This window comes from Streptomyces sp. (genome assembly GCF_031181555.1).
Classification (GTDB): domain Bacteria; phylum Actinomycetota; class Actinomycetes; order Streptomycetales; family Streptomycetaceae; genus Streptomyces; species Streptomyces fimbriatus.
Window position 1 is genome coordinate 1 of record NZ_JAPSKQ010000010.1, and the last position, 26,732, is coordinate 26,732.

28 protein-coding genes and 2 pseudogenes are annotated in these 26,732 nt (G+C 73.7%); 19 read left to right on the top strand and 11 right to left on the bottom strand.

Features of this window, described 5'->3' with window-relative positions; translation table 11 throughout:
- On the bottom strand, positions 1-368 hold a 368-nt coding region (locus tag RIM90_RS03885), incomplete at its 3' end, for a polysaccharide pyruvyl transferase family protein (RefSeq protein ID WP_309059100.1).
- A gap of 209 nt (positions 369-577) precedes the next feature.
- Between RIM90_RS03885 and RIM90_RS03890 the strand changes: the two genes are divergently transcribed.
- The 3 genes from RIM90_RS03890 to RIM90_RS03900 all read left to right on the top strand — a co-directional run bounded on the left by RIM90_RS03890 (position 578) and on the right by RIM90_RS03900 (position 2,423).
- The gene (locus RIM90_RS03890) at positions 578-907 is read left to right on the top strand and encodes an erythromycin esterase family protein (protein WP_309059101.1); all 330 of its coding nucleotides are present in this window, start codon (positions 578-580) and stop codon (positions 905-907) included.
- 251 nt (positions 908-1,158) lie between these two features.
- Entirely contained in the window at positions 1,159-2,181 is a 1,023-nt protein-coding gene (locus tag RIM90_RS03895) for a Ppx/GppA family phosphatase (protein ID WP_309059102.1), read from the top strand.
- 62 nt (positions 2,182-2,243) lie between these two features.
- Positions 2,244-2,423 (top strand): hypothetical protein, encoded by a 180-nt coding sequence (locus RIM90_RS03900; RefSeq protein WP_309059103.1) that lies wholly within the window; start codon positions 2,244-2,246, stop codon positions 2,421-2,423.
- 12 nt (positions 2,424-2,435) lie between these two features.
- On the opposite strand, the pseudogene RIM90_RS03905 reads toward RIM90_RS03900, so the two are convergent.
- Positions 2,436-3,043, bottom strand: a pseudogene (locus RIM90_RS03905) (flavodoxin family protein).
- A 74-nt stretch (positions 3,044-3,117) separates the two neighbouring features.
- On the opposite strand from RIM90_RS03905, the gene RIM90_RS03910 reads away from it, so the two are divergent.
- The 3 genes from RIM90_RS03910 to RIM90_RS03920 are packed head-to-tail and all read left to right on the top strand — an operon-like array spanning position 3,118 to position 5,012.
- A complete protein-coding gene (locus tag RIM90_RS03910) occupies positions 3,118-4,131 on the top strand; it encodes an iron-containing redox enzyme family protein (protein ID WP_309059104.1) in 1,014 nt (337 codons plus the stop codon).
- Entirely contained in the window at positions 4,121-4,816 is a 696-nt protein-coding gene (locus RIM90_RS03915) for a HemK2/MTQ2 family protein methyltransferase (protein WP_309059105.1), read from the top strand. Before RIM90_RS03910 ends, RIM90_RS03915 begins: the two co-directional genes overlap by 11 nt.
- Positions 4,797-5,012 (top strand): CDGSH iron-sulfur domain-containing protein, encoded by a 216-nt coding sequence (locus tag RIM90_RS03920; protein WP_309059106.1) that lies wholly within the window; start codon positions 4,797-4,799, stop codon positions 5,010-5,012. Before RIM90_RS03915 ends, RIM90_RS03920 begins: the two co-directional genes overlap by 20 nt.
- A 171-nt stretch (positions 5,013-5,183) precedes the next feature.
- Here the strand turns inward: RIM90_RS03920 and RIM90_RS03925 are convergent, their stop codons facing one another.
- Positions 5,184-5,618 carry a subtilase-type protease inhibitor gene (locus RIM90_RS03925; RefSeq protein WP_309059107.1) on the bottom strand — a complete coding sequence of 145 codons (435 nt, stop codon included), beginning with the start codon at positions 5,616-5,618 and terminating at the stop codon, positions 5,184-5,186.
- 324 nt (positions 5,619-5,942) lie between these two features.
- On the opposite strand from RIM90_RS03925, the gene RIM90_RS03930 reads away from it, so the two are divergent.
- The 3 genes from RIM90_RS03930 to RIM90_RS03940 all read left to right on the top strand — a co-directional run bounded on the left by RIM90_RS03930 (position 5,943) and on the right by RIM90_RS03940 (position 8,490).
- A complete protein-coding gene (locus RIM90_RS03930; protein WP_309059108.1) occupies positions 5,943-6,500 on the top strand; it encodes a hypothetical protein in 558 nt (185 codons plus the stop codon).
- A gap of 36 nt (positions 6,501-6,536) precedes the next feature.
- Entirely contained in the window at positions 6,537-7,232 is a 696-nt protein-coding gene (locus tag RIM90_RS03935; RefSeq protein WP_309059109.1) for an alpha/beta fold hydrolase, read from the top strand.
- 88 nt (positions 7,233-7,320) lie between these two features.
- Complete coding sequence (locus RIM90_RS03940) at positions 7,321-8,490, top strand: lactate 2-monooxygenase (protein WP_309059110.1); 1,170 nt, start codon at positions 7,321-7,323, stop codon at positions 8,488-8,490.
- 60 nt (positions 8,491-8,550) lie between these two features.
- On the opposite strand, the gene RIM90_RS03945 is transcribed toward RIM90_RS03940, so the two are convergent.
- The 3 genes from RIM90_RS03945 to RIM90_RS03955 all read right to left on the bottom strand — a co-directional run bounded on the left by RIM90_RS03945 (position 8,551) and on the right by RIM90_RS03955 (position 11,374).
- Positions 8,551-10,194: an RICIN domain-containing protein gene (locus RIM90_RS03945; RefSeq protein ID WP_309059111.1), complete on the bottom strand. Its 1,644-nt coding sequence runs from the start codon at positions 10,192-10,194 to the stop codon at positions 8,551-8,553.
- A 553-nt stretch (positions 10,195-10,747) separates the two neighbouring features.
- On the bottom strand, positions 10,748-11,125 hold the full coding sequence (locus RIM90_RS03950; protein ID WP_309059112.1) for a toxin Doc: 378 nt from the start codon (positions 11,123-11,125) through the stop codon (positions 10,748-10,750).
- 3 nt (positions 11,126-11,128) lie between these two features.
- Positions 11,129-11,374, bottom strand: a complete 246-nt coding sequence (locus tag RIM90_RS03955) for a hypothetical protein (protein ID WP_309059113.1) — start codon at positions 11,372-11,374, stop codon at positions 11,129-11,131.
- Positions 11,375-11,559: 185 nt separating this feature from the next.
- On the opposite strand from RIM90_RS03955, the gene RIM90_RS03960 reads away from it, so the two are divergent.
- Positions 11,560-12,489: a nuclear transport factor 2 family protein gene (locus tag RIM90_RS03960; RefSeq protein WP_309059114.1), complete on the top strand. Its 930-nt coding sequence runs from the start codon at positions 11,560-11,562 to the stop codon at positions 12,487-12,489.
- 169 nt (positions 12,490-12,658) lie between these two features.
- A pseudogene (locus tag RIM90_RS03965) lies at positions 12,659-12,976 on the top strand (ubiquinol-cytochrome c reductase cytochrome b subunit); the annotation flags it as partial.
- A gap of 55 nt (positions 12,977-13,031) precedes the next feature.
- Here RIM90_RS03965 and RIM90_RS03970 read toward each other — a convergent pair.
- Positions 13,032-15,275 (bottom strand): glycoside hydrolase family 9 protein, encoded by a 2,244-nt coding sequence (locus tag RIM90_RS03970; RefSeq protein ID WP_309059116.1) that lies wholly within the window; start codon positions 15,273-15,275, stop codon positions 13,032-13,034.
- A gap of 245 nt (positions 15,276-15,520) precedes the next feature.
- Between RIM90_RS03970 and RIM90_RS03975 the strand changes: the two genes are divergently transcribed.
- Entirely contained in the window at positions 15,521-17,902 is a 2,382-nt protein-coding gene (locus RIM90_RS03975; protein WP_309059117.1) for a SpoIIE family protein phosphatase, read from the top strand.
- A gap of 67 nt (positions 17,903-17,969) precedes the next feature.
- The gene (locus RIM90_RS03980) at positions 17,970-18,626 is read left to right on the top strand and encodes a DUF4232 domain-containing protein (protein ID WP_309059118.1); all 657 of its coding nucleotides are present in this window, start codon (positions 17,970-17,972) and stop codon (positions 18,624-18,626) included.
- A gap of 115 nt (positions 18,627-18,741) precedes the next feature.
- Here the strand turns inward: RIM90_RS03980 and RIM90_RS03985 are convergent, their stop codons facing one another.
- Entirely contained in the window at positions 18,742-19,200 is a 459-nt protein-coding gene (locus tag RIM90_RS03985) for a nuclear transport factor 2 family protein (RefSeq protein ID WP_309059119.1), read from the bottom strand.
- A 115-nt stretch (positions 19,201-19,315) separates the two neighbouring features.
- Here RIM90_RS03985 and RIM90_RS03990 point away from each other — a divergent pair, with 115 nt between their 5' ends.
- The 3 genes from RIM90_RS03990 (at position 19,316) to RIM90_RS04000 (ending at position 21,437) form a co-directional block, all read left to right on the top strand.
- Complete coding sequence (locus RIM90_RS03990; RefSeq protein ID WP_309059120.1) at positions 19,316-19,867, top strand: TetR/AcrR family transcriptional regulator; 552 nt, start codon at positions 19,316-19,318, stop codon at positions 19,865-19,867.
- A 184-nt stretch (positions 19,868-20,051) separates the two neighbouring features.
- Positions 20,052-20,684 carry a LysE family transporter gene (locus tag RIM90_RS03995; RefSeq protein ID WP_309059121.1) on the top strand — a complete coding sequence of 211 codons (633 nt, stop codon included), beginning with the start codon at positions 20,052-20,054 and terminating at the stop codon, positions 20,682-20,684.
- Between the two features lie 303 nt (positions 20,685-20,987).
- On the top strand, positions 20,988-21,437 hold the full coding sequence (locus tag RIM90_RS04000; RefSeq protein WP_309059122.1) for a nitroreductase family deazaflavin-dependent oxidoreductase: 450 nt from the start codon (positions 20,988-20,990) through the stop codon (positions 21,435-21,437).
- 123 nt (positions 21,438-21,560) lie between these two features.
- On the opposite strand, the gene RIM90_RS04005 is transcribed toward RIM90_RS04000, so the two are convergent.
- Positions 21,561-22,490: a cation diffusion facilitator family transporter gene (locus RIM90_RS04005; RefSeq protein WP_309059123.1), complete on the bottom strand. Its 930-nt coding sequence runs from the start codon at positions 22,488-22,490 to the stop codon at positions 21,561-21,563.
- 136 nt (positions 22,491-22,626) lie between these two features.
- Between RIM90_RS04005 and RIM90_RS04010 the strand changes: the two genes are divergently transcribed.
- On the top strand, positions 22,627-23,652 hold the full coding sequence (locus RIM90_RS04010; protein WP_309059124.1) for a glutathione S-transferase C-terminal domain-containing protein: 1,026 nt from the start codon (positions 22,627-22,629) through the stop codon (positions 23,650-23,652).
- Positions 23,653-23,702: 50 nt separating this feature from the next.
- The gene (locus RIM90_RS04015) at positions 23,703-24,005 is read left to right on the top strand and encodes a DUF4235 domain-containing protein (RefSeq protein WP_309059125.1); all 303 of its coding nucleotides are present in this window, start codon (positions 23,703-23,705) and stop codon (positions 24,003-24,005) included.
- Between the two features lie 96 nt (positions 24,006-24,101).
- Here RIM90_RS04015 and RIM90_RS04020 read toward each other — a convergent pair whose 3' ends face one another.
- Together RIM90_RS04020 and RIM90_RS04025 are read right to left on the bottom strand one after the other, a co-directional pair.
- Complete coding sequence (locus RIM90_RS04020) at positions 24,102-24,494, bottom strand: VOC family protein (RefSeq protein WP_309059126.1); 393 nt, start codon at positions 24,492-24,494, stop codon at positions 24,102-24,104.
- A gap of 164 nt (positions 24,495-24,658) precedes the next feature.
- Positions 24,659-25,627 (bottom strand): helix-turn-helix domain-containing protein, encoded by a 969-nt coding sequence (locus RIM90_RS04025; protein WP_309059127.1) that lies wholly within the window; start codon positions 25,625-25,627, stop codon positions 24,659-24,661.
- 71 nt (positions 25,628-25,698) lie between these two features.
- Here RIM90_RS04025 and RIM90_RS04030 point away from each other — a divergent pair, with 71 nt between their 5' ends.
- On the top strand, positions 25,699-26,649 hold the full coding sequence (locus RIM90_RS04030; RefSeq protein ID WP_309059128.1) for an NADP-dependent oxidoreductase: 951 nt from the start codon (positions 25,699-25,701) through the stop codon (positions 26,647-26,649).
- Positions 26,650-26,732: the final 83 nt, after the last annotated feature.

Here is a 26,732-nt window from a genome sequence, read left to right on the forward strand (position 1 = left end):
GTGCGGACGCCGCGGTCCTGCGCCGCGCGGACCAGCCGCAGATAGCGGCGCGCCTCGCCGTCGTAGAGGATGCCGCCGCCGCCCAGCACCAGCAGGTCCAGACCGGACAGCACCTCGAGTACGGGGCTCCGGGCGACGCCCTCCCAGTCCACCACCTCGTCGGCGTCGTCGTGATGGGCCCGGGTGTGTTCGGCGTTCCGGCTGAAGACGACGAGCCGGGCGTCCGGACGATGCCTCCGCAGGCAGTCCAGCACGCAGGCGAGGATGGACTCGTCACCGATGTTGAAACCGCCGTAGGAACCGAGGACACCGATGCGCAGGCCCACCGGGCCGGGGAACGGGTGCGGATGCTGGGCGGCTCTGGTCATCCGCGCGCTCCCGTCGCGTCGGGGTCGGTGGGCACAGGGGGTCGGTCCCGGATGCCGCCGCCGCACACGGTCCGCGGAGGCGGCCGGATCCGTACGTGCGGGGTGCCCCCGCGCAACCGCGGCAAACCCGGGCGCAGGCGGTGCAACCGCGCCCGCCGCCGGCGCGGTGGGGGGAGCGGGCCGCACGACGAGCTCGGCGCCGAGGCGGTGTGCGGGGGCGCAGCGCCCACATCGGGGACGCGCGGGCCACCGGCATGGCCGGCGCGGGGACGGTCGACGTCGGGCAGCTCGTCCGTGAGCGCCGTCCGGCCGGTGACGTGGTGCCGGTGGGGTTCGGACCGTACGAGGGCACCGTGATGGCCGCGGACTTCCGGGGCGCGCGCCCCCGTGTCATGCGCGTCCCGCCGGCCCGTCCGGGCAGCCCGGAACACCGCCTCCACCAGGCGCCGCCCGGCCGGGACGCGCTGTTCTGCTCCCCGCCCGCCGGCACGCCCCGGGGCCGGCCGCCGACGGGGACCGGGAAGGGTTCGGGCAGGTGAGCGACCACCGTGCCATCGGCGTCGTCCGCCGCCCGTCCCGGGAGCGCTGGGGCAACGAGGAGGGGACCTGGCCCACCGGCGTGTGACCGCGGTGCGCTCCGCAGCCGCGCGTCGGCCGCCGTTCGGCAGCGCTCGGCCCTCGCGCGGGAAGGATCAAAGGAACGTCACCGTTCGGTCACACATAGGGCGTGTCTTCGTCGTCCGCCGCTCCCCGTCCGTTGGCCCGCGCGGTAAGTGGGTACCCACGGGCCATGCGGATCAGCGTGGTGGACGTCGGATCGAAGACCGTCAGACTCGTCGTGGCGGACGCGGAGGGCGGGGTGCCGCTGCCGGTGCACACGGCCAAGTGGCCGATCCGGCTGTCCGAGCAGATCGTGCCCGGGGGCCCGGTGCCGGAACAGGCCGTGGAGCGGCTGGTCGACGCCGTGGGAGCGGCGAACCGTACCGCCGCGCGGTGGGGTGCGTCCGGGCCCCTGGCGTTCGCGACGGCCGTGGTGCGCGGCGCGCCGAACCGGCAGGAGGTGCTGCGCACGGTCCGGGCCCGGACGGGCGTCGAGCTGTGCACCCTGCCGGGCGAGGTCGAGGCCGAGCTCACCTTCCTCGGGGCGCGCCGCTGGATGGGCTGGCGCTCCGGGCCGCTCGCGCTGCTGGACATCGGCGGGGGTTCGCTGGAGGTGGCCTTCGGGCGCGGCCGGCTGCCCGACTTCGTGGCCTCGCTGCCGCTGGGCGCGGGCCGGCTGACCCACGAGTACTTCGAGGACCGGGACCCGCCCTCTCCGGAGCAGGTGCGGGCGCTGCGCCGCAGGGTCCGCCACCAGCTGCGGGACGTGGCGGCGCGGATCCGCTGGGAGGGACCGCGCACGGCGGTCGCCACCTCCCGCACCTTCCAGCAGCTGGGGCGGCTGTGCGGGGCCGCGCCCGGGCGGCACGGGCCGTTCGTGGAGCGGGAGTTGTCCTGCGCCGACCTGCGGGGGGCGATCGACCGGCTGGCCGCGCTGCCCGCGGCCGAGCGCGCCCGACTGCCCGGCATCTCCGCCCCGCGCGCCGCGCAGAGCCTGGCCGGCGCGGTCGTGGCGCACACGGCGATGAAGCTGACCGGGCTCCGGACGGTGACCATCTGCCCCTGGGCGCTGCGCGAGGGGGTGCTGCTGCGCCACATCGAGGACGGACCGTCCTGGTGGGCGGAGATCACCCGTCTCAACGAGAAGGAGACGGCCCCCGCCGATCCCGTACCGCTGCGCGTCGCCGCCGCGCGCAGCCGGGTCCGACCGTGAACGCACGGCGGACGTACTGACGAGTGACGAGTACCGACGCGTACCGACGAAGGGAGACACCTGTGCCCGAGCAGGACGACCGCAAGGAGCCCCGGACGGCCGTCGAGGAGGTGCTGCGCGAGGTCGAGGAGGCCGAGCGCCGCACCCGGGAGGAGTCCGCCGAACGCCGTCGCCACCGGGGTGAGGCCGGGGATGCCATCACGCCCAACCCCGAGGCGCAGGAGGAGTCCCGGGGGGACTGACGGACGTCCGGGCTACTGCGGCGGCGGCCCGAGCGGCCGCGCCGCCAGGGCCCGTGCCACCCCCAGCAGGTTGGCGGCCATGGCGCGGGCGGTCTTCCGTGACCAGTCGTGGCCGCTCCCGCCCTCGAGGAAGCCGGGCCCCGGTCCGGGGCCCTGGTTCCGGTAGGTCCACGCCTGGCCGGGGATCGTGTAGCCGATGTCCTGCGGGCCGCCCGTGATTTCGCTGATCACATGGTGGGCGCCGTCCTCGTTGCCGGTGACGACGACGCCCGCGACCCGGTTGCAGGCGACCGGCCGGCCCTCGTCGTCCGTCTCGGAGAGCATGGCGTCCATCCGCTCCAGGACCCGCTTGGCCACCGACGACGGCTGTCCGAGCCAGGTCGGCGAGGCGATGACGAGGATCTCGGACGCGCGGATCTTCGCGTGGATCTCCGGCCAGGCGTCCCCCTCGTGCACGGCCTCGCTGACCACGCCCGGGCGATGTCCAGGTCCACCGCGCGGACGACGTCGACCTCCACGCCGTCCTTCCCCAGCTGCTCGGTGACGGTACGGAAGAGCGCCTCGGTGTGGGAGGTCTCCGGTGACTTCTTGAGGGTGCAGTTGATCACGAGTGCCTTCATACCGGAACAAAACACCCCGGGGCGGGCGTCCGGGCGGGCGGGGTGACCCGGCGCGGCCCGGGTACCCGAAGCACATGGACCACCTGCGCGAAGAACCCCGGCTGCCCGCACCGCGCGGCCCCCTCAGCGCCGCCGTCGAGGAGTACCTGCGGGGCACCGGCCCGCTGCCCACGCCCGGGCAGGCGGCCGCCGCCCCCGTGTACGGCGACGATCTCCAGCTCGCCCTGTACCTGTGCTACGAACTGCACTACCGCGGTTTCGCGGGCGTGGCGCCCGACCTCGAATGGGACCCGGAGCTGCTGCGGACCCGTGCCGTCCTGGAGGACCGCTTCCTCGCCGCCCTGCGCGCGGACGCCCCGCGGCACGACGGCGTCGACGACGCGCTCGCCGAGATCCTGGTGGAGCCGGTGGACGGCACCGGTGTCAGTCACTTCCTGCGGGACAAGGGCGAGCTGTGGCACGTACGCGAGTACGCCGCGCAGCGGTCGCTGTACCACCTGAAGGAGGCCGATCCGCACGCCTGGGTGCTGCCCCGGCTGCGCGGACGCGCCAAGGCGGCGATGGCGGCGGTGGAGTTCGACGAGTACGGCGGCGGCCGCCCCGACCGGGTGCACGCCCGCCTGTTCGCCGACCTGATGACGGACCTGGGCCTGGACACCACGTACGGCCGCTACCTGGACGCCGCGTGCGCCGAGCTCCTGGTCACGGTGAACCTCATGTCGCTCTTCGGGCTGCACCGCTCCCTCAGGGGCGCTCTGGTGGGCCACTTCGCGGCGGTCGAGATCACCTCCTCACCGGGTTCCCGGCGGCTCGCCGAGGCGATGCGCCGCACGGGCGCGGGGCCGGCCGCCGAGCACTTCTACGACGAGCACGTGGAGGCGGACGCGGTGCACGAGCAGGTGGTCCGCCACGACGTCATCGGCGGTCTGCTGGAGGACGAGCCGCACCTCGCCCCGGACATCGCCTTCGGCGTCGACGCCACGGTGTTCGCGGAGGACCGGCTCGGCGACCGGCTGCTCTCCGACTGGCACGCGGGCCGTTCGTCGCTGCGTACGCCCCTGGCTCGGGAGTTCACCCATGTCTCCTGAGCACGGGGGTACCCGGACGTTCGTGAATCCTTTGACACCCCCGGGCGTGTACGCCCCTCAGGAGGACACCGAGCTGCTGATCGGCGCCCTGTCCGACGAGCCGGTCCCGCCGGGCGCGGACGTTCTCGACGTGGGGACCGGGTCCGGCGCCCTCGCACTGGAGGCCGCCCGGCGCGGTACGCGCGTGACCGCGGTCGACGTCTCGTGGCGGGCGGCGTGCGCCGCACGGCTGAACGCGCTGATGGCCGGGGTTCCGGTGCGGGTGCGGCGCGGGAACCTGTTCGACCCGGTGCGGGGCGAGTCGTTCGACCTGATCCTCACCAATCCCCCGTACGTCCCGGCGCCCGGCGGGGAGAGGCCGCCGCGCGGCGCGGCCCGGGCCTGGGACGCGGGTGGCGACGGGCGGCTCGTGCTGGACCGGATCTGCCGGGAGGCACCGGCGCTGCTGCGGCCCGGCGGCGTGCTGCTGCTCGTGCAGTCCGCGCTCAGCGGTCCCGAGCTGACGCTCGGTCACCTGCGGGAGGCCGGGATGAAGGCCGCGGTGACGCGGCGCCGGCACATCGCGTTCGGTCCGGTGCTGCGGGCCAGGGAGCACTGGCTGCGGGAGCAGGGGCTGCTGCCGCCGGCCGAGAACGCCGAGAACAAGGAAGAGCTGGTGGTGGTCCGTGCCGAATTCCCCGTCTGACGCCCCGCGTCGCCTCACCGTCCGGCGCAAGGGCCCGCTGCTGGTGGAGGGGCCGGTGGAGGTGGAGCTGGAGGACGGCACGATCGTGTCCTCCGACCGCTTCCGCGTGGCGCTGTGCACCTGTCGCCGCAGTCGGCGCCATCCGTGGTGCGACACCAGCCACCGGGACCGCACCCGGGAGTCCGGGGAGTCCTGAGGTCTCCCGACGGCGGCGGGCGGCCGTGACGTCGTGAGGCTCCGGAAGGCCGGCGGGCGGCCCCACTCCGCCCGCCGGCCTCCTTGCGCGGGATCGCACGCTCCGCGAGAGGGCTCGCACTCCCCAATCTGCGGGCCGCCGCGCGGTCACGGGAACCGTGCGATCCCGGTCTCAGAACGCGAAGACGCTCGAACCGTGAGCGTTCATCACGCACTCGTTGGAGAAGACCCGCTCGTAGGAGACGCGCTCCCCCCGCCACACCCCGGCCACGGTGACGACCACCGGGTCGTACTCCTTGGTGCAGAAGACGCCCTCTCGCATCGTCAGGGCGTCGAGGTCACCATCGACGCCGTTCAGCTCCGCGCAGGCCGACGCGGCGGCCGGGTGGGTGCCCGAGGGGCCGGGGGCGCAGGTCAAGGTGGCCGCGCGTTCCGGCGCGGCGGTCATCGCGCTCTCGCCGTGGCCCATGGTGAGCACCAGGGCCGACGGGGCGTAGAGCGCGGAGGGGGCACTTCCCGGGGCGGCCAGCGCGGCCCCGGTCAGGGGTGCGCAGACGGCGGCGGCCGTGAGGCCGAGGGTGATGGCCCAGCGCGCGGTGTTCCGCATTGTGTGCATCCTTCCGCTCGTGTCGACGAGTCGCCGGCTCGTGCTCGGTCGGTGCCGAACCGGCGAGCGGGAGTCTGCCGAGTCCGCGACGGAAACTCATCTCGACCGTGCGCATTTCAGTAACCTTGCGTGTTGAATCAGTGGCGGGAAGTCACGGAAGATGTGAACGTCGCCCCTGTAACCGCACGGCCGCCGGACGCGCGAAGTGGCCAGATGGCCGAATACCGGCCGCTCCTTAATCGGCCTGAAACATTCCGATTCCGCTGTCGGCGGACCGTTCCGCAGCCCCTTGTGTTCATGAAAGGCGCGAGTAATCGTCATTACATGATTACCAGCGAGCAACGAGAACGACTGCGGGGCTGGTTCGCGGGCCGGCTCCCCGACGATCTCTTCGAGGAACTGATCGAGGTCACGGTCGACCGCGAGGAGATCACGGTGATCGGCCGCGTCCCCGGACCCCGGCCGGCCCGGGACGCCTCGCCGGCCGAGCGGGAGGCGACGGTCGAGGGCCGGATCCAGGAGTTCCGGGAACGCACCCGGGAGGCCCGGATGTCGGTCGCCCGGGACGCCGAGCACCGCTTCGGCCGGAAGGTCTCCTGGGGCGTGGAGTGCGACGGTCGCCGCGCCCTGTTCACCCATGTGGCCGCGCCCGTCATGACCCGGCTGCGCCAGCCGGAGCGCCAGGTCCTCGACACCCTCATCGCCGGCGGGGTGGCCCGCAGCCGCAGCGACGCGCTGGCCTGGTGCGTCCGCCTGGTCCAGCGGCACACCGACGACTGGCTCACCGAACTGCGCGAGTCCCTCGAACACGTGCAGCGGGTGCGGGCCCAGGGCCCGGACGCCGGGCCGGAGGAGGAGGCGTCCGCCGCCGACGGTGGGTGAACGGCGTTGTCAGTGACACGCCTTACCGTGCCGGGCATGACTGATTTCGTGTTGGTGGCCGGTACCTGGCTCGGGGCGTGGGCGTGGGACGAGGTGGCCGCCGAACTGCGCGCGGCCGGGCACGAGGCGCATCCGCTGACGCTGTCCGGCCTCGCGGAGAAGCAGGGTCTGCCGGCGGGACAGCAGACCCACGTCCAGGACGTCGTGGACGAGGTGGAGCGGCTCGACCTGCGCGACGTCGTCCTCGTCGGGCACAGCTACTCCGGCGTGCCGGTCGGCCAGGCGGCCCAGCGGATCGGTGACCGGCTCCGGCGTGTGGTGTTCGTCGACGCGAACGTGCCGGTCGACGGCGAGCCGGACCTCGCGGGCTGGCCCAGCGACCACGTCCGGCGGGCGATCGAGGCCAACGACGGCTTCTGGCCGCCCCTGGAGGCGGACGACTACGCGGGCCAGGGCCTGACGGACGAGCAGACAGCCCGCATCGTGGCCGGATCGACCCCGCACCCGGGCGCCACGCTCACCGAACCGGCCGTCCTCACGGGTCCGCTCGGCGCGCTGCCGACGACGTACGTCAAGTGCCTGCTGGACGGCGACGAGCCCCTGCCCGCCGCGGCGAAGCTGCTGGAGAGCGAGGACTGGGAGCTGGTGACGACGGACACCGGCCACTGGCCGATGTTCTCCCGGCCCCGCGAACTGGCCCGGATCCTGCACGAGGCGGCCGCCGACCGCTGACCTCCCGGTCGCCCGGCGCTGGACGGATCCGCACGTACTCGCCAGTATGCGTCGGGACGGCGCGGCTCGACAGGACGGGGCGGGACGGATGGCGAAGCACTGGGCGGACTTCCAGTACGAGATCTACCTGAACGGGATGACGGGTGCCGTGCCCCGGCTGCCCACGGATCTGACCCGGCTGGAGGAGCTGACCGAACAGCGGCTCGGACCGGGCCCGGTCGGCTATGTGGCGGGCGGCGCGGGAGACGGCAGCACGGCCCGTGCCAACCGGGCCGCGCTCGAACGTCGCCGGATCGTCCCGCGCATGCTGCGGAACGTGCACGAACGCGACCTGTCGGTGGAGGTGCTGGGCCGCGCGCTGCCGGCGCCACTGGCACTGGCGCCGGTCGGAGTGCTGTCGATCATGCACCCGGACGCCGAGTCCGCCGCCGCCCGGGCCGCCGCCGCGCAGGGCGTTCCGTTCGTCCTGTCCTCCGCCTCCAGCACCCCGATGGAGCAGGTCGCCGAGGCGATGGGCGACGCGGAGCGCTGGTTCCAGCTGTACTGGCCGAAGGACCCGGAGGTGGCCCGGAGCTTCCTGGGCCGGGCGAAGGCCGCCGGGTTCACGGTGCTCGTCGTCACCCTGGACACTCCCCTGCTGTCCTGGCGGCCGCGCGATCTGGACCAGGCGTACCTGCCGTTCCTGCGCGGGGTGGGCACCGCCAACTACTTCTCGGACCCGGCCTTCCGGGCGGGGCTGGCCAAGCCGGTGCACGAGGACCCGGACGCGGCGGTGGTGCACTTCGTCGGCATGTTCGCCGACCCGGCCAAGACCTGGCCGGACCTGGCGTTCCTGCGGGAGAACTGGGACGGCCCGATCGTCCTCAAGGGCGTGCTGCACCCGGACGACGCCCGGCTCGCCGCCGACGCCGGGATGGACGGCGTGGTGGTGTCCAACCACGGCGGCCGCCAGGTGGCCGGGGCGATCGCGGCGGCGGACGCGCTGCCCCGCGTGGCTCAGGCCGTCGGCGACCGGCTCACCGTGTTGTTCGACAGCGGGGTGCGCACCGGCGACGACGTCTTCAAGGCCCTCGCCCTGGGCGCGCGGGCGGTGCTGCTGGGCCGGCCGTACGTGTACGGGCTCGGGCTCGACGGGCAGGCCGGTGTGGAGCATGTGATCCGCTGCCTGCTCGCCGAACTGGACCTCACCCTCGCCCTGTCGGGGCATGCCGGGCCGTCCACGGTCGGGCCCGCCGACCTCGTGGAGGGGACCGCCTGACGCGCCTGGGCCGGTCGCCGGGGCGGGCGGGCAGCCGTCGCCCCCGCCCCGGCGGACGGCTCACATCACCGGACGGGTCAGCTCCGCGTGGCGCGCGGCCGGTGTCCCGGTGCCGCTGATCGACAGGGAGCCCTCGGCGGCCCGTACCGGCTCGGCCGCCCAGCGCTGGTCCGCGGTCCGGCCGCGCACCTTGACGACGATGTCGGCGTTCGCGTCAAGGGCGGTCGGGGTGAGGGCCAGTTGTCCGTCCCAGCGGGGCAGCAGCTCGCCCCGCCCGGTGAGGTCGTAGCGCACGTCGTCGCCCCGCCGGCCGCCCGGGTCGGCGCAGGTGCCGAGGACGACGACACCGGCGTCCTTGTGCGAGTCCAGACACAGACCGGGGTCGGCCGCGCTGCGCAGCAGTCCGTCGTCCTCGTACGTCCACTGCTGGGTCCACTGCGCGGAGCACTCCACCAGCCGGGCACCCACGCCGTCCCGGGGTTCGCCCCGGCTGTCGAGGCACAGGCCGGAGGCGACGTTGCGCAGCCGGACGCGCTCCGGCGTCGTGGGGAGTCCCGCGGCGCCGGGCGGGGACACGGACGGCACGGAGGCGCCGCCGCCCGCCGCGCCGGTGGCTCCGGTCGGGTCGGCGGCACCGCCGTCCGGTGTGGAGGACCCGGCGATCAGCACGCTCACCAGCACCCCGGCGGAGACGGCGCCGATGCCGGTGAGGAGCGTGCGGGTGGAGCGCACCGGGTCCGGGAGCGCGATGCCCGTGAGGCGGGCGGGAACGGGAATCCGGGACAGCAGGCGGTGGCGTCCGCCGCCGGGCCGCCCTCCGCCGCGCCGGCGCCCGCGGCGGGCGGCGCGGCCGCCGCGCGGACCCGGCACCGCGCGGCCGGGACGTGAGTCGAGATAGCGCCGGGCGCCCCAGCCGAGGACCGCCTCGGCCAGCAGCGTGCCCAGCCCGCCCTCGAAATGGCTGAGTTGTTCCGCCGCGTTCCGGCAGTGGCGGCACTCCGCCAGGTGCTGCCGGACGTCCGGCAGCAGAGCCCCGCCCCGGCGGGCGGGGACGTCGAGGAGACGGTTGTAGAAGCGGCAGTCCTTCGTCGGTGACAGTTCCTGATGGGCGTGGAGACAACCTCGACGGAATGTGTCGCGTGCCCGTTCGAGTGCGCCCGACGCGATGTCGGGATCCATGCCGAGCAGACCGGCCGGGACGGAAATGGGCTCCGCCTCGACCTCGACGTGCCACAGCAAACAGCGCGCGAGTGCGGGCAGGGAGCGGAATGCCCGCTGAGCGAGCGTGCGATTTTCCGGAGTCATGGTCGACGCCGCGCGCATACCGCGTCCGCCGGCCGGTTTCTGCAGCGCGGGCAGAACACCGGTTATTCGATCGTCGGCGGCCCACTCCCGGACCGTGTCCCGCACGGCCACCAGCAGCACCGGGCGCAGCGCGACGGCCGATTCACCGAGGACGACCCGGTCCAGGACCCGGTGCAGGGCGGCTCCGGTGACCATCGCCGCGGCCGGCCCGGAGGAGGCGAGGCAGACGGCCGCGTAGTCGTGCATGGCCTGCCAGTGCCGCGCCGTCAGCAGCGCGACGGCACGGGCGGCCTCGCCCTCCGGACGGCCCCGCAACCGGGCGGCGAGGAACTCGTCGGATTCCCCGGGATCCCCGCCGGGCGGGGGATACGGAGGTCGAGGGGGGTGGGGGGTGGGCACTGAGATGGTTCCTTTCCCACGCGCAGTGACTCAGAAGTTCCGACGCCGAAAAGGGAGTCCCGAATGGTGTATACCTCTTTGGCGCGACGCGCGAGGGGCGAATTCGCCGACGGCGAATCGGACCCGGTTCATCAACTGACGTGCGAGCCCGGCCTTTACCCCCCGCACGGGTGGCTCACTCTCGCACAACCCGCGCGCGGCCAACAAGGCGGTTGAGCAAGATCTGCGCGTTGACAGAAAGTCAGAAAGGGAAGGCGGCCCACGCCTCTCGCACCGGCTTTCGATCCGGGTTTTCCCGTGGTGCGCGTCCGGACGGCGAAAGGGGTGCCGGGAGAGCGAGCCGGAGCGCGCCGGGAGTGTTCCGCACCCCGTGTGAACTCCGCGCACCTGCCGGGTGCGCCGCGCACGCTCCCGGCGCGCGCCGGGGCGCGGTCACCTGGTCACGGCCCTTCTCGGAGGCCACCGCGCAGGACGGCGGCTCCCCTGCGCGCACGGCCGCCGGCCCCGCTCCCCCCGCCCTCGGCCGGCGGCCCCGAAAGGGCCCGTACACCCCTCAGATCTGCCAGGACCGCAGCCGGTCCGCCGCGCCGTAGACGTCCGTCGTACCGGACATCAGATCGCGGGCGAGGTCGACGAGGGCGCCGTAGGGCGGGTCGATGCCGACACCGCTGACGAACATGTACGCCACCGCTGTGGCGCAGGCGAATCGGGCGTTGGCCGACGGCAGCGGCCGGAGCACGGCGAGGGTGTGCAGCAGGGCCGCGGCCCGCCAGGCCGGGTCGGAGTCCACGCCGAGGCGGGGCGGGTCGACGCGGTGCCGGGCGACGGCGGCGACCAGCGCGGAGAAGTCGTTGATGCTGGGCTGGTCCGGAAGGACCTCCTCGTGCCGCTGGAGCAACCAGGGCACGTCGATGTGCAGGACGTGGGCCATCGGTCAGGCGGCCCGTCCCTCGCCCTTGGCGGGGGGTTCGTCGTCCGGGAACGCGGCGGCGAATTCGTCGGCGTGGGACGCGAAGAAGCGGCGGAACTCCTCCGCGCCCTCCTGCAGCGCCCGGTGGCGGGCTATGTCGGCCGCGGCCGCCTCCCGCACGAGCGCCTTCATGGACGTACCGCGCTCCTTGGCGATCTGCCGCAGGTCCTCCAGCTCGCGGTCGCTGAACTCCACGTTGAGAGCAGGCATGCCCCCACGGTACCGCTCGGGTACTGGCACGTAAATAACCCCAGCTCACGCGGCATATCGAGCGGTACCTGCCGAGGACGGGGCAGGTGCCGGGCTGAGAGGTGCGTCACACGCGCGCCCTTCGGTGTCACATTCCGGCCCGCTTCCCCCCTCCCAGCGGTGAGCGCGCACCGGGGAGGCCAGTCATGTCCCGGACCGCTGTTCCCGGCACCGACGCCCGGCTCGACGATGCGACCGAGGTGTTCCCCGGCCGTCGCGAGCTGTTGTCCGGCATCGTCCACAACATGCTGGGCAGCGTCGCCGACACGGACGACGTCCCGCAGGAGACCTGGCCGTCCTGGACGGCCCGCGGTGCAGGCGCGTCCCTGGACGGGGTCGCCAACCCGCGCGCCTGCCTCGTACGGGTCGCGCTGAACCACGCGCTCGAGCGCCGTGCCGCGACCGGCCGCGGCCGGGAGCCCCACGTCGGTCCCTGGCTGCCCGAGCCGTTGGTGACGGACGAGGACGCGGGCGCCCCGGCACTGCGCGCCGAGTCGGTGTCGCTGGCGATGCCGGTGGTGCTGGAGTCACCGACGCCCCTGGAGCGCGCGGTGTTCGTGCCGGGCGAGGTCTTCGGCTACCCGCACGCCGGGATCGCGGAGATCATCGACCGCACCCCGGCGGCGGTACGGCAGCCGGCGCGCCGCTCCCGGGAGCACGTACACGCCCGGCGGCCCCGTTTCCGGGCGCATCCACGGGTGGGGCGGGAGGCGACCGAACGGTTCGTGCGGGCGGCGCTCGGCGGGGACACCACCGCCCTGATGGAGATCCTCGCGCCGGACGTGACGGTGTGGACGGACGGCGGCGGCAAGCGCAAACCGGCGGCGCTGCGCCCGGCGCACGGACGTGACAAGGCGGCCCGGCCGCTCGGCGGATACGCCTCCGGACGCGGACCGCGCGATCTCGAACTGCGCCACCGCCGGGTCAACGGCGACGACGCGGCGGTGCTGTTCCGGGCCGGCTCCCCGTTCGCCGCCGTGGTCCTCGACCTCACCCCGGACGGCGGGCAGGTGTGCGGGGTCTACGTCGTCGCCGACCCCGACAAGCTCACCCACGTGCGCGGGGAGGAGGCGTGAGGGCCGTGGAGCGGGCCGGCCGGGGGGAGCGGCTCGCCGACTGGTTCGACGGCCGGCTCGGCACCCACACCCTGGGCCGGAAACCCACACCCTGGGCCGGAAGTACCTGCGCAGGGTGTTCCCGGACCACTGGTCCTTCCTGCTCGGCGAGATCTGTCTGTACAGCTTCGTGGTGCTGGTCCTCACCGGCGTGTACCCGTTCCTGGAGGCCCGGTTCACCGGTGGGCGGGGCGAGCGCCACCTCCTGGACCGTCCGCGCGACCGTCCGGTCCGCACGGCGATCGGGGCGGCCTGGATCAGCCTCCGTCTCGTCCTGCCGGCGGGCGGCGGCAACGACGTCGTGGCGGCCCGGTTCCATCGGTCGATCAACACGGTGACGTGGGCGGTGCGGATCGCGGTGTTCGCCGTCCCGGCGGTGGTGCTCGCCGTCACCCGGCGCGTCTGCCCGGGCCCGCAGCAGCCCGACCGGGAGCTCGTGGCGCACGGGCCGGCGGCCGAACGGCCGCCGGCCCGGCGGGACGGCATCCGCCCCTGATCGGCGTCTAACCCTGATCGGCCACGAAGGAGGCCATGCGGGTCAGGGCGGCGTTCCAGTTGATGGTGTGCTCGTTGGTGGACCAGGACTGGATGTCGTCGATGAAGCAGAACTGGCCGACGCAGCCCTGGAGTTTCGACTGGGCGTAGGGGTCCTGGATGCTGGAGTTGGGTCCGCCGGACAGAGTGCCGGCGGGCGGGTTCGGCAGGTTCGGGTCGAGCTGGCGGGCGTACCAGCGGCTGTGCTGGTTCTGCGCGTGGACCTCTCCGTAGCCGGTGACGTACGAGATGTTCAGGGCGTTGCGGCCGAGGATGTAGTCCATGCTCTGCAGCGCGCCGTCACGGTACTTCGAGGCGCCGGTGAGGTCGTAGGCGGTGGCGAGGACGACCGCGTTGTTGAGGATCTGGTGGCTGGAGCCCCAGTCGTAGACGTTGTCGGCCGGTGCGTACGGCATGCCGTACGGGTGGGCCTTCAGCGTGGCCAGGTAACGGTCGGCGCCCTTGACCACGGAGTGGCGGACCTTGTCCCGGCCGGGCAGCTTGTTCGGCACGGTCGCGAGGTCGAGCCGGCCGGCCGCCGCGGTGCGCGACCAGTCGAAGCCGAGGGGACCGAAGATGTCGGCGGTGTGCACCGGGGAGTCCAGCACGTACTCCTTGAACTGCCGCTCGCCCGTGGTGAGGTACAGCTCGGCCGCCGCCCAGTAGAACTCGTCGGTGACGTCGCCGTCGGGGTAGGCGCCACCGCCGATGCCGTCGTCCGGGTCGGCGTACCTCTCCGGGTGGGCGAGGGCCGCCGCCCACGCCTGGCGCGCGGCCGCCAGGGTCCGGGCGGCGAACTCCTTGTCGTACGGCCGGTACAGGCGCGCCGCCTGGGCGGCCGTGGCCGCGAGGTTCAGGGTGGCGGCGGTGGTCGGCGGGTGCAGTTCCCGCTTCTGCGGGTCATCGCTGGGCAGCAGGGGCAGCCCGGTCCACTGCTCGTCGTGGATCTTGTGGTGGGCCATGCCGGCCAGCGGCTCGCCCTCGGGCACCTGCATCTTCAGCAGGAACTCCAGCTCCCAGCGGGCCTCGTCGAGGATGTCCGGCACCTTGTTGCCGCTCTCCGGGATGTTCAGGGTCCCGTCGCCGAGCTTGTCCGCCTGTCCGGTGCGGGCGTGCCGGGCGCGCTCGTAGGTGCTGAGCACCTCCCACGTGCTGATGCCGCCGTTGACGACGTACTTGCCGTGGTCGCCTGCGTCGTACCAGCCGCCGGTGACGTCCAGCGTGTAGTCGCAGACGCCCGGCTGGCAGGGCACGTCGCCGTCGCCCCGGTTGGGCGCCACGTCCACGTGTCCGGCCGGACGCCCGTAGCCGGGACGCAGGTCGTCGCGGATCGCGGTGCCGCTGCGCTGGGTGTAGTAGTACTTCGCCGAGTCCAGCCGCAGCCGCTCGTACGCGCTCGCGTCGATGTCGAAGGGCCGGCTCGTCTCGCCGTCCGCGGTCAGCGTGTACCCCGTGCCGCGTCCCCGGTGGGCGCCGAAGTCGATGGAGTGGACGTTCTGCCCGGAGGAGCCGTCCACACCGCGCGGCACGGTCCAGCCCCGCCGGACCACATCGCCGTCGGCGTCCTTCAGCTGCCAGGGCAGGCGCTCGGTGGCGTCGGTGACGAGGGTGGCGTTCTTCGGTCCGGCGGGCAGGTAGGCGACCTGGTTGACACGGACCCGGGGCCCGGTGTCGGGTACGTACGGCTCGGGCGCGACCCCGCCGAGCAGGGACACGTCGTCCATGCAGAACCGCCAGGGGTCGGCGCTGCCGCCGAGCTGGAAGCCGACCTGGCCCTGGGTGGTGTCGACGGGTGAGGTGAAGGTGTAGGAATACGTGTCGCCGGAGACGCTGAGCTGCGGGGTGACTTCGTAGTAGGTGTCGTACGGAGCGACCGACAGACCGACGATCGCCCGGACGACGTGCCCCGCGGGCGAGCCGGTCGCGGCGAAGGAGAAGCGGTACGACTCCCCCTTCACCAGCGTGATGTCGTTCTGCCCGACGGCGGCGTCCCAGCGGTTGGTGGTGCCGCCGGGGACGTCGGCGCACAGGCGGCCGTCGGACGCGCCCGCGGTGACGTTCGCCGAGGCCCACCAGGAGTCGGTGCCGGTGTCGAAGGTGCCGTTCCTGACCTGCTCGGCCTCGTCGGCCCCGGCGGGTGCGGCGGGCAGCGCGGTGAGCGTGGCCGCCAGCAGGCCGGTCAGGGACAGCAGGGCGGTTCTGCGTCTGTTCACGTCTGGGCTCCTCTGAGGGAGGTGCGGGTGGCGCGGGGAAGGGACGGACATCCGATGGGAGCGCTCCCATCCCCGGTACGCAGACCATGGTTGTGGCAGGGGTGACACTCCGTCAACGGTTGGGACAGGACTGCACGACGTGGCAGCCGGAACGGGGTTCCGCTCCGCGCCGGGCCGTGACGCACTAGGCTGGAACTCAGGCGATACACCGGTTCACGGTGAGTGTGCGTGATGGAGTGGCGACGATGAGGCCGGACGACCCGTTCGACGATGCCGTGACGGCCCGGGCCGTCATCGCCGCCGACGGCACGCTCACGCGGTGGAGCGAGGGCGCGCGCCTGCTGCTGGGACACACCGCCGAGGAGGTCGTCGGCCGCCCGGCCGCCGAACTGCTGGCCGCCGGCACCGGGATGCCCCACCCCCCGCTGAACGCGCGCTGGAGCGGCTCGCTCGCCCTGCGGCACCGCAGCGGCGGCACCGTCACCGTGTGGGTGCTCGCCCACCACAGACAGCCGGCGGACGGCGGTCCCGGCGACTGGCTCGCCGTCACCCCGCTGGAGGTCGGCGAGCACGCACTGCCCGACGATCCGCTGGTCAGAACGGCCGTGTTCCAGTCGCCCTGCGCCACCATGGTCTTCGACGAGCGGCTGCGGCTGCGCGGGGTCAACGACGCCATGGCGGACCTCCTCGGACTGCCGGCCGACCACCTGCGGGGGCTCAAGCCCACCGACGTCGGCGGCCGGCCCCAGCACTTCGAACTGGAGCAGCACATGCGCCGGGTGCTGCGCACCGGCCGGCCGCACGACATGCAGACGTACATGAAGGCCACCGGCGAGGACCGCCCGCACGCCTGGCTGGCCCGGCTCGCGCCGCTCGCCGACGGCTCCGGCCGGGTGCGGGGCGTGTGCGTGACGGCCCACGACTTCACCGAGCAGTTCCGGGCGCGGGAACGGCTGCAGCTGGTCAACGAGGCCAGCATCCGCATCGGCACCACCCTCGACGTCACTCGCACGGCGCAGGAGCTGGCGGAGGTGTGCGTGCCCGCGCTCGCCGACTTCGTCAGCGTGGACCTGCTCGAACCCGAGGAACCCGGCGGTGACCCCGCCGGCCCGCTGACCACGCCGGTCTCCCTGCGCCGGGTCGCCCATCACTCCCTCACCCCGGGCAGTCCCGAGTCGGTCGCCGACGTCGGCGAGGTGGTCGTCTACCCGGCCGCCGCGCCCCAGGCCGACTCGCTGATCGCGGGCCACAGCGTCGTGGCCTCGGTGGAGTCCGGTGACCTCGACCCGTGGCTCGCGGTGGACGAGGCTCGCGCCCGGCAGGTCCGGGAGTTCGGCGTCCACTCGATGCTGTCCGTCCCGCTCCAGGCGCGCGGTACCACCCTCGGCGTCGCCGCCTTCACCCGCTTCCGGCGGCCCGATCCCTTCACCCACGACGACGTGCTGCTGGCCGAGGAGGTCACCGCGCGCGCCGCCATCTGCGTCGACAACGCCCGCCGCTACTCCCGCGAACGCGAGACCACCCTCGCGCTCCAGCGCAGCCTGCTCCCCCGCACCCTGCCGCGCACGGCCGCCGTGGAGGCGGCCACCCGCTACCTGCCGGCCGCGCGCTCCGGTGTGGGCGGCGACTGGTTCGACGTGATCCCACTGTCCGGGATGCGGGTGGCCATGGTGGTCGGGGACGTCGTCGGCCAGGGCATCCAGGCCTCCGCGACCATGGGCCGGCTGCGCACCGCCGTACGCACCCTCGCCGACATCGACCTGGCCCCCGACGAGCTGCTCACCCACCTCGACGACCTGGTCCAGCACCTGTCGCACGAGTGGGGCAGCGACACCGGTCCCGGCGAGGTCGGCGCGACCTGCCTGTACGCGGTGTACGACCCGGTGTCGCGGCGCTGCACCCTGGCTCGGGCGGGGCATCCCTCGCCGGTGCTGATCCCGCCCGGCGGCCCGGCCCGGCAGCTCGACCTGCCCTCCGGTCCGCCCCTGGGCACGGGTGGGCTGCCCTTCGAGTCGGCCGAGTTCTCGCTGCCCGAGAGCACGGTGCTGGCGTTCTACACCGACGGGCTGATCATGTCCCCCGCGCGGGACACGGAGGTCGGTCAGGCCCTGCTGCGCGAGGCGCTGTCGAGCGCCTCCGGCTCGCTCGACGAGACCTGCGACCGCGTCCTGCACGCCCTGCTCTCACCGGGCGGCACGCCCGACGACGTGGCCCTGCTGCTGGCCCGTACGCACGGACTGCCGTCGTCGCAGGTCGCCACCTGGGACATTCCCGCGGACCCGGCGCTGGTCGCCCCCATCCGCAAGCAGGTCCTCGACCAGCTGGCCGCCTGGGCGATGACCGAGGCGTCGTTCACCGCCGAGCTGGTGGTGAGCGAGCTGGTCACCAACGCCATCCGCTACGGGGCCCCGCCGATCCGGCTGCGGCTGATCCACGACGACACGACGCTGATCTGCGAGGTGTCCGACACCAACCACACGGCCCCGCACCTGCGGCGGGCCAAGACCTGGGACGAGGGCGGCCGGGGGCTGCTGCTGGTCGCGCAGCTCACCCAGCGCTGGGGCAGCAGGCACACGGCCGACGGCAAGACCATCTGGGCGGAGATGGCCCTGGTGGACGAGATGTGAGAGCGCCCCTCCGGACGGGCGGGCGCGGACGACCGTACATGAGAAACCTCTACGGACGGGGTGGAGCATGGCGAACAGGTCACGGCGCACGGCAGCGTCCGTCGCCTCGGTCGCGAGCGCGCTGGCCGTGCTGGGCGCGCTGGTCTCCTGCGGCACCGAGAGCGGCACGGCGGACGCCTCCCCACGGCCCACGGCGCTCACCGGACGGACGAGCGGTGACTCCCCACGCGGCACCGCCCCGAGCGGGGCCGCCGCTTCCCCGAGCGACGCGGTTCCGGCGGCCACCGGGAGCACGGACCGCTCGGGGACCCGGTGTCACACCTCCGAGCTGAGCGCCGCCGTCGGCCGTGTGGACCCGGGGGCGGGACAGCGCAACTTCCCCGTCGTGCTGACGAACGCCTCCTCCCGCACCTGCACGCTGCACGGCCATCCGGGCGCCGCCTTCGTGGACGCGTCCGGCGAGCAACTGGGCCCGGACCCGAAGCGCTCCCCCGGCGACGCGGTCACCGTCACGCTCGCACCCGGCGAGAGCGCCTGGGCGGGACTGCGGTACGCGAGTCCCGGGGTGAGCGGCGCCCGCACGGCCACGCCGGCGGCGCTCCTGGTGACCCCGCCGGACGAACGGGAGCCGTTGAAGGTGCCGTGGCGGGCCGGTCCGGTCCCGGTCTCCGGCAACGCGTCCACGGTGTTCCTCACGGTGCTCGAACCGGGCGACGGTCCCTGACGCGGCGGGGCGGGCGGCCCGGCCGCGCGCCGGGCGACCGGGGGCTCCCCCGCTCGGACGGACGGGAACCCCGGTCACTGCCCCGGTGGCCGCGAAGGAAATTCCTCTTCCCCCCTCATCGGACCGGGAGAGCGCGGCCCCGCTCCGACTCGGGACGCGGTCCGAGGATGCGGCGGTCCTGCTCCTCGATCGGCACGTCGTTGATGCTCGCCTCGCGCCGGGTCATCAGACCGTGCTCGTCGAACTCCCACAGTTCGTTGCCGTACGAGCGCCACCACTGGCCGTCGGCGTCCCGGCACTCGTACTGGAAGCGCACCGCGATGCGGTTGCCGTCGAAGGCCCAGAGGTCCTTGCGCAGCGCGTACTCCCGCTCGCGCTCCCACTTGGCGGTCAGCAGCTCGACGATCGCGGCGCGGCCGGTGACGAAGGTGTCGCGGTTGCGCCACACCGAGTCCGGCGCGTAGGCGAGGGCGACCCTGTGCGGATCGCGGGTGTTCCAGGCGTCCTCGGCGGCCTGGACCTTCTGCGCGGCGCTCTCGCGGGTGAACGGGGGCAGGGGCGGGCGATCGGTCACGGTGTCTCCCTGGAGAAGGGGTGGCGGGCTGGGAGGAACTCGGGAGAACGACCGTTCTCCATGGTCCTGCTACCGTAGGAGAACGCTCGTTCTCACGTCAAGGAGTGGTCGGTCCATGGACAGCGCAGCCGCCCGCGAGCGGGCACTGGACGCCGCGGAGGAGCTGTTCTACGGGCGCGGGGTGCAGTCCGTCGGCATGGACGACGTGCGCAGCACGTCCGGGGTCTCCCTCAAGCGGCTCTACCAGCTCTTCCCCTCGAAGGAACTGCTGGTGGAGGCCTATCTGGAGCGGCGTGACACCCGCTGGCGCGAACAGCTCGCCGCCCATGTCGACCGGCACGAGGATCCGAGGCGGCGCGTCCTGGCCGTCTTCGACCGGCTCGAGGAGTGGTTCGCCGAACCGGATTTCCGCGGCTGCGCCTGGATCAACGCCCACGGGGAGCTCGGCGCCACCTCGCCCCGTGTGGCCGCCCGGGTCCGGGCGCACAAGCAGGCGTTCCACGCGTACCTCGCCCGTCTCGTCGCCGACGCCGGACTGCCCGACACGCTGGCCGGGCAGCTGTACCTGCTGGCCGAGGGCGCGATGGTCACCGCGGGCATCACCCGCGCCACGGAGCCCGCCGCCCGGGCCCGCGAGGCGGCGGGCCTGCTGCTGCGGGCGGTGTGAGGCCGACGGCGGGCGGCCGGGCGCCTCGCGTGCCTCCGGAAAACCGGTTGTCCGTCCCGGGCGTCCGGCCCCAGGATTCAGCCATGGCTACGTTCCGCGTCCCGATGCCGCTGTCCGACACCGCCCCTGCCGCGGGCCGACAGCAGCGGCCCGGCCTGCGGGGAGGACCGACGCCACCGCACCCGTGACGGCCGCCCTCGTCGCGGGGCTGCTCGCCGGGTACGGCATCGCCGTCCCCGTCGGTGCCGTCGGGACCTATCTCGTCTCCCTCACCGCCCGCACCTCCCTGCGCACCGGAGTCTGCGCGGCCCTCGGCATCGCCACGGCCGACGGGCTGTACGCCCTCGCGGCCACGGTCGGCGGTTCCGCCCTGGCGTCGGCGCTGCGGCCCGCGCTGGGGCCGCTGCGCTGGGTCTGCGTGCTGGTGCTGCTCGCGCTGGCGGCGTGGGGAGCGGCCACCGCGGTACGGCGGTACCGCGGCCACCGGCTCGCCGTCCGCTCCGACCCCGCTCCCCCGGGCCCCGCGCGGGCGTATCTGGCGCTGCTCGGGATCACCCTGCTCAATCCCACCACCGTGATCTACTTCGCGGCGCTCGTGCTCGGCTCCCAGGGCGGGCAGACGGCCGGGGCCGTGGAGCAGACCGTGTTCGTGACGGCGGCGTTCGCCGCGTCCGCGAGCTGGCAGGTGCTGCTGGCCGGGGGCGGCGCCCTGCTGGGCCGGGCGCTGACCGGTCACCGGGGACGGCTGGTGACCGCGCTGGTGGCGAGCGGGGTGATGGCGGCACTCGCGGTACGGATGGCGGTCGCCCCGGCCTGACCCGAACGGAAGACCCCAGGCGTGCCGTCCGGGTGCCGGCCGGGCGGCGAACGCGCGGGCCACGGCGAGGCTGTCCTCGTGGACGTGGTGGTCGCGTCGGTCACGGTCATGGCGGGGTGTCTCCTCCGGCCGGGTTCGGTGCGAACGCCCACCACTCTGCCGCGGCCGCTTCGTCGGCGTGATGACCTCCGAGGTCGTGCACCGGTCCGGGGACCGCTCCCGGTACGGATGATTCCCGGATGCGGGGGTGTTGTGTGTGTGATCGAGTCAGCCGCAGGACGCGACGACGACAGGACGGTTGCCATGCCTCTCGAAGGCGAGTACGAACCCAGCCCGACGCGGTGGGTGCGCGAGCAGGTGGAACTGTACGAGAGTTCCGGCGGCCTGGAGGGGACCACCCTGCGGGGGACGGACAGGCCCGTCATCCTGCTGACCAGCCGGGGCGCGAAGAGCGGCAAGCTGCGCAAGACGCCGCTGATGCGGGTCGAGCACGAGGGGCGCTATGCGGCCGTGGCGTCGCTGGGCGGAGCGCCCAGGCACCCGGTCTGGTACCACAACCTCAAGGCCGATCCGCGTGTCGAGCTCCAAGACGGCCCGGTGAAGCGGGATCTGACGGCCCGCGAGGTCACCGGGGACGAGAGGGCCGAGTGGTGGAAGCGTGCCGTCGCGGCCCATCCGCCGTACGCCGACTACCAGAAGAAGACGGACCGGGAGATCCCGGTCTTCGTGCTGGAGCCGGCCGACGAGGACTGACGTCGGAGGAAACCGCCCGCACGGGACGCCCGGAACGCCCCGTCGCGCGGGACGCCCGCGCGGACGGGGAGAGTTTTCTTCGGTCCGGTGCGCATGAAGCGCGGTCCGCCGGGCACGCGTGGGTCAGGCCCCGCCGCGTTCCCCCGTCGCGGCGGGGCTTTCCCATGCCTCCCGCGCGTCGGGGGCGTGCCGGTCGGTGACGTCGAGGAAGATCTGGTCCGCCTCGGGGACCACTCCGGCGATGGACCGCTTGATGCGCACGGCGACCTCCTCCACCCGCTCGCTGTCCAGGCCGGGCACCAGGTCGACGCGGGCGGCCACCAGCGCGGTGTCGAGGCCCGTCTTCATCGTGAACAGCGCCTCCACGCTGTCGATCTCCGGCTGCGCCTGGAGCAGCGCCCGGATCCGCCCGCTCGCCTCCGGGTCCGCGGCCTGACCGATCAGCTGGTCACGGGTCTCGCGTCCCAGCCGGTAGGCCACGTAGACCAGCAGCGCGCCGATGGCGAGCGAGGCGGACGCCTCCCACACCACCTGCCCGGTGGCCATGTGCAGCGTCATGCCCATGATGGCCAGGGTGACGCCCAGCACCGCGGTGCCGTCCTCGGCGACCACCGTGCGCAGCGCCGGGTCGCGCAGTCCCTGGCCCGCACCGCCCTGCGCCCGCACCTGGTACAGCGCCCGCAGCAGCGAGCCGCCCTCGGCGAGGAGGGCCACGCCGAGCACGATCAGCCCGGCCACGTAGCCGTCGAGTTCCTCCTCGCCTCCGGTCCTGAGGGCCTCGACACCCTGGAAGAAGGAGAAGCAGCCGCCCATCACGAAGATCCCGACGGCGGCGAGCAGCGACCAGAAGAAACGCTCCTTGCCGTATCCGAAGGGGTGACGCCGGTCGGCCGGGCGCCGGCTGCGCCGCAGCGCGGTCAGCAGGAACACCTCGTTCAGACTGTCGGCCACCGAATGCGCCGCCTCCGACAGCAGGGCCGGCGAGGCCGCGGCCACGCCTCCGACGGCCTTGGCGACCGCGATCACCAGATTGGCCGCGAGTGCCACCAGCACGGTGACCCGGGTTCTACGATCCGATCGTGTGCTCACGTCGGCCGCTTGCCCCGGCCGGCCCGGGTCATACCGTGCCGACCGCGGAAAACGGGGAACGCGGTGACAGGGGCACCCGCACGGCGAGGAGGAGGTCACCATGGCCCGCGACGACGGAGGCGTCGGCAACAGCTCATACGGCAGGAAGGCGTTCAAGCGGTCGAAGGCGCACTTCGCGGACCGGATCACCGCCGACGGCGGGGACGGGTGGCCGGTGGAGGCCGGGCGTTACCGGCTCGTCGTCAGCCGTGCCTGCCCGTGGGCCAGCAGGTCGCTGGTGTCCCGGCGGCTGCTCGGGCTCGAGGACGCGCTGTCCCTGGCCGTCGTCGACCCCGTCCAGGACGACCGCAGCTGGCGCTTCACCCTGGATCCGGACGGCCGTGACCCGGTCCTCGGCATCCGGTACCTGAGCGAGGCGTACGACCGGCGGGAGACGGACCACCCGGGCGGGGTGAGCGTGCCGGCGGTCGTGGACGTGCCCAGCGGGAAGCTGGTCACCAACGACTACCAGCAGATCACCCTCGACCTCGCCACCGAGTGGACGGCCCTGCACCGCGAGGGCGCGCCCGACCTGTATCCGCGGGAGCGGCGCGACGAGATCGACGCGGTGATGGCGGACGTCTTCGAGGACGTCAACAACGGGGTGTACCGGGCGGGCTTCGCCACCGGCCAGGAGGAGTACGAGGCCGCGTGCACGGGCGTGTTCCGGCGGCTGGAACTGCTGGCGCGGCGGCTGGAGGGGCAGCGGTATCTGGTCGGTGACACGATCACCGAGGCGGACATCCGCCTGTTCACCACGCTGGTGCGGTTCGACGCCGTGTACCACGGCCACTTCAAGTGCAACCGGTGGAAACTGACGGAGAACCGGGTGCTGTGGGCGTACGCCCGTGACCTGTACCAGACACCCGGCTTCGGCGACACCGTCGACTTCGACCACATCAAGCGGCACTACTACCAGGTGCACACCGGGATCAACCCGTCCGGCATCGTGCCGCTCGGCCCCGACCTGTCCGGCTGGCTGACGCCCCATCACCGTGAGGAGTTGGGCGGTCGGCCGTTCGGGGACGGGACCCCGCCCGGGCCGGTGCCGGCCGGCGAGGAGGTTCCGGCGCGGGGCCGCCCCTGACCGCCCCGACCCCACTCATCCACCGACGGAAGCAGAACTAGGAGATCCACGTGGCGAAGAAGAACAAGAAGAAGCTCCCCCTGGCGTACAAGCCCATCGGGTTCGTCCTGGGCTGGACGAGCGGTACCGTGGCGGGGCTCGCCTTCCAGAAGGTCTGGAAGGTGGTACGGCACGAGGACGACGCGCCCGACGCACTGGACCGGGATCGCCGTTGGGGCGAGATCCTGCTGGCCGCGGCGATCCAGGGCGCCATCTTCGCGGTGGTGCGCAGCGCCGTGGACCGCGCGGGCGCCAAGGTCATCGAACGCTCCACCGGCACCTGGCCGGCCCCGGACAAGGGCGGCCGCGACTGATCCGTCCGCACCCGCCCCTCCCGGCCGCACCGTCCCCTCGGGACCGGCCCGGGAGGGGCGGGTGCGCCGCCGCACCACCACGCCGTGTGCGGAGGGTCACCCCTGCTTGGGTGCCGTCGGGGCTCCTCGGCGGACCGTGAAGGAGTGGCCGGCCGGATCGGCGTAACCGCGCTCCTCCATGGGCCCGGACGCATCGCCCGCCTCCATCGGGCGGCCGCCGAGGCTCACGATCCGGCGTTCCACCGCGTCCGGGTCGTCCACCACGAACTCCAGATGCGCCTGGAGGGAGTTCTCCGGGCGGGGCCAGCTCGGCGGGGTCGCGTTGACGTCGCGGCGCAGGGCGAGGCGGAAGCCGTCGGCGGTCCGGATCTCCACCCGGTTGGCGTTCGCGTCGACCTCCTCCGCCGCCAGCAACTCCTTGTAGAACTCGGCGAGTTTCTCGGGTTCGGCGCAGTCCAGCACCACGACGCCCGCAGTCACCAGTGCCATGTCTCCTCCGCAGGGTCCGGGGCGCGGGGCGCTCCTGCCCCGCCCGGTAAGTGACACCTATCCCCGCTCTCCGGATTCAGTCGGGTCCCGCGCCCGGTGACTTCCGGGAGGAGTGCGCGTGCGTACAGCTCAAGTCCCCTTCGGGGAAACGGCGTTCGCTTCGGTCACCGTACCGTCCGGAACGTACGGCGGTAGGCCTGCGGCGAGACCCCGATGGCGGCGTGCAGATGCCGGCGCAGCGAGGCACCGGTGGCGAAGCCGACCCGTCCCGCGATCTGGTCCACCGTCAGGTCACTGGACTCCAGCAGGTGCTGGGCCCGGGCGACGCGCTGCTGGATCAGCCAGCGCCCGGGGCTGAGGCCCACCTCGTCGTGGAAGCGGCGGGCGAAGGTGCGCAGGCTCATCCGGGCGTGGGCGGCGAGGTCGGCCAGCGCCAGCGGTTCGCCGAGGCGTTCCATCGCCCAGGCCCGGGTGGCCGCCGTGCTCACGGCACCCAGCTCGGGAACCGGCTGTTCGATGTACTGGGCCTGCCCGCCGTCCCGGAACGGCGGGACCACACAGCGCCGGGCGACCGTGTTGGCCAGCCTGCTGCCGTGGTCCCCGCGGACGAGGTGGAGGCAGACGTCCACCCCGGACGCGGCTCCGGCGGAGGTCAGGATCCGGCCGTCGTCGACGAAGAGGACGTCCGGGTCGAGCTCGACGTGCGGGTACATGCGCCGGAACAGCCCGGCGAGCTGCCAGTGCGTGGTCGCCCGCCGCCCGTCGAGGAGACCGGCCGCGGCGAGCACGAAGGCGCCGGTGCAGATGGAGACGATGCGCGACTCGGGACGGATGAGCGCGAGGGCCGCCGCCACCTCCTCCGGCAGTCCGTCGGTCACCCGGTCGGGTGAAACCGGTGCGATCACGACCGTGTCCGCCGTGGCCAGCGCCTCGGGACCGTGGTCGACGGTGATGCCGAAGTCGGCGTTGCTGCGCACCGGCCGGCCGTCGGCGGTACAGGTCAGCACCTCGTACCGGCCGTCGGCGGCGCCGAGGATCCGGGCGGGGATGCCCAGTTCGAAGGGATAGACGCCGTCGAGGGCGAGGACCACGACCCGTTCGGTGCGCCGCGCCGTGCGCTTCGTCCGCCACATGGCACGATCGTATCGGAGGGTGGCAATCTTGCCACTACCCGATCGGCGGGCGGCCCGGCAGGCTGAACGGCATGAGCAACGACAACACGATGCGAGCCATCGGCCAGGACGTCCTCGGCGGCCCCGAGGTCCTGAAGGAGGTACGGCTCCCCCGCCCGGCGCCGCGCCCGAACGAGGTACTGGTCCGGGTGCGGGCGGCCGGGGTCAACCCCACCGACTGGAAGCACCGCGAGACGGGCGGCTTCCTCGGCGAGCCGCCGTTCGTGCTCGGCTGGGACGTCTCCGGAGTGGTGGAGGAGGTGGGCATCGGCGTCGCCCTGTTCGAGCCCGGCGACGAGGTCTTCGGCATGCTGCCCTACCCGTTCGGACACGGCTCGCACGCCGAGTACGTGACCGCCCCGGCCCGTGCCTTCGCCCGGAAGCCGGCCGGGATCGACCACGTCCGGGCGGGCGCTCTCCCACTGGTCTCGCTCACCGCCTGGCAGGCCCTGGTGGAGCGGGCCGGGCTGCGGCCGGGACAGCGGGTGCTGATCCACGCGGCGGCCGGCGGGGTCGGCCACGTGGCCGTGCAGATCGCGAAGGCGCGCGGCGCGTACGTGATCGGAACGGCGAGCGCGGGCAAGCACGACTTCCTGCGCGGCATCGGCGTGGACGAGCCGGTCGACTACCGGGAGACGGATTTCGCCGAGGTGGTGAAGGACGTCGACGTCGTGCTGGACACGATCGGTGGCGACTACGCGCTGCGTTCCCTGCGCGTGCTGCGCCCGGGCGGGATCGTGGTGTCGATCCTGCCGGTGGGGTCGCAGGAGTTCCACGAGGAGGCCGAACGGCTCGGGGTCCGGGCGGTACGGATGCTGGTGGACGCCGACCACACCGGCATGAAGGAGATCGCCGCGCTGGTCGAGGCGGGCCGGCTGCGCGCCACGATCGCCGGCACGTTCCCGCTCGCCGATGCCGCCGAGGCGCACCGTCGGGGCGAGACCGGCCGGACCACGGGGAAGCTGGTCCTGGTGATCGACTGACCGTCACCGGAGCACGGGCACGGGCGGGGCCGGACCGTCCGTGCCCGTGTCCGCACCGCGCCCGCGCCCGCGCCCGCGCCCGC

Coding starts and splice junctions, on each gene's coding strand:
- RIM90_RS03895 (WP_309059102.1), top strand. CDS start 1,159: ATGCGGATCAGCGTGGTGGACGTCGGATCGAAGACCGTCAGACTCGTC.
- RIM90_RS04025 (WP_309059127.1), bottom strand. CDS start 25,627: ATGTGGCGGACGAAGCGCACGGCGCGGCGCACCGAACGGGTCGTGGTC.
- RIM90_RS03915 (WP_309059105.1), top strand. CDS start 4,121: ATGTCTCCTGAGCACGGGGGTACCCGGACGTTCGTGAATCCTTTGACA.
- RIM90_RS04000 (WP_309059122.1), top strand. CDS start 20,988: ATGCCTCTCGAAGGCGAGTACGAACCCAGCCCGACGCGGTGGGTGCGC.
- RIM90_RS04010 (WP_309059124.1), top strand. CDS start 22,627: ATGGCCCGCGACGACGGAGGCGTCGGCAACAGCTCATACGGCAGGAAG.
- RIM90_RS03955 (WP_309059113.1), bottom strand. CDS start 11,374: ATGCCTGCTCTCAACGTGGAGTTCAGCGACCGCGAGCTGGAGGACCTG.
- RIM90_RS03925 (WP_309059107.1), bottom strand. CDS start 5,618: ATGCGGAACACCGCGCGCTGGGCCATCACCCTCGGCCTCACGGCCGCC.
- RIM90_RS04020 (WP_309059126.1), bottom strand. CDS start 24,494: ATGGCACTGGTGACTGCGGGCGTCGTGGTGCTGGACTGCGCCGAACCC.
- RIM90_RS03935 (WP_309059109.1), top strand. CDS start 6,537: ATGACTGATTTCGTGTTGGTGGCCGGTACCTGGCTCGGGGCGTGGGCG.
- RIM90_RS03960 (WP_309059114.1), top strand. CDS start 11,560: ATGTCCCGGACCGCTGTTCCCGGCACCGACGCCCGGCTCGACGATGCG.
- RIM90_RS03930 (WP_309059108.1), top strand. CDS start 5,943: ATGATTACCAGCGAGCAACGAGAACGACTGCGGGGCTGGTTCGCGGGC.
- RIM90_RS03940 (WP_309059110.1), top strand. CDS start 7,321: ATGGCGAAGCACTGGGCGGACTTCCAGTACGAGATCTACCTGAACGGG.
- RIM90_RS03975 (WP_309059117.1), top strand. CDS start 15,521: ATGAGGCCGGACGACCCGTTCGACGATGCCGTGACGGCCCGGGCCGTC.
- RIM90_RS03990 (WP_309059120.1), top strand. CDS start 19,316: ATGGACAGCGCAGCCGCCCGCGAGCGGGCACTGGACGCCGCGGAGGAG.
- RIM90_RS03910 (WP_309059104.1), top strand. CDS start 3,118: ATGGACCACCTGCGCGAAGAACCCCGGCTGCCCGCACCGCGCGGCCCC.
- RIM90_RS03980 (WP_309059118.1), top strand. CDS start 17,970: ATGGCGAACAGGTCACGGCGCACGGCAGCGTCCGTCGCCTCGGTCGCG.
- RIM90_RS03950 (WP_309059112.1), bottom strand. CDS start 11,125: ATGGCCCACGTCCTGCACATCGACGTGCCCTGGTTGCTCCAGCGGCAC.
- RIM90_RS04030 (WP_309059128.1), top strand. CDS start 25,699: ATGAGCAACGACAACACGATGCGAGCCATCGGCCAGGACGTCCTCGGC.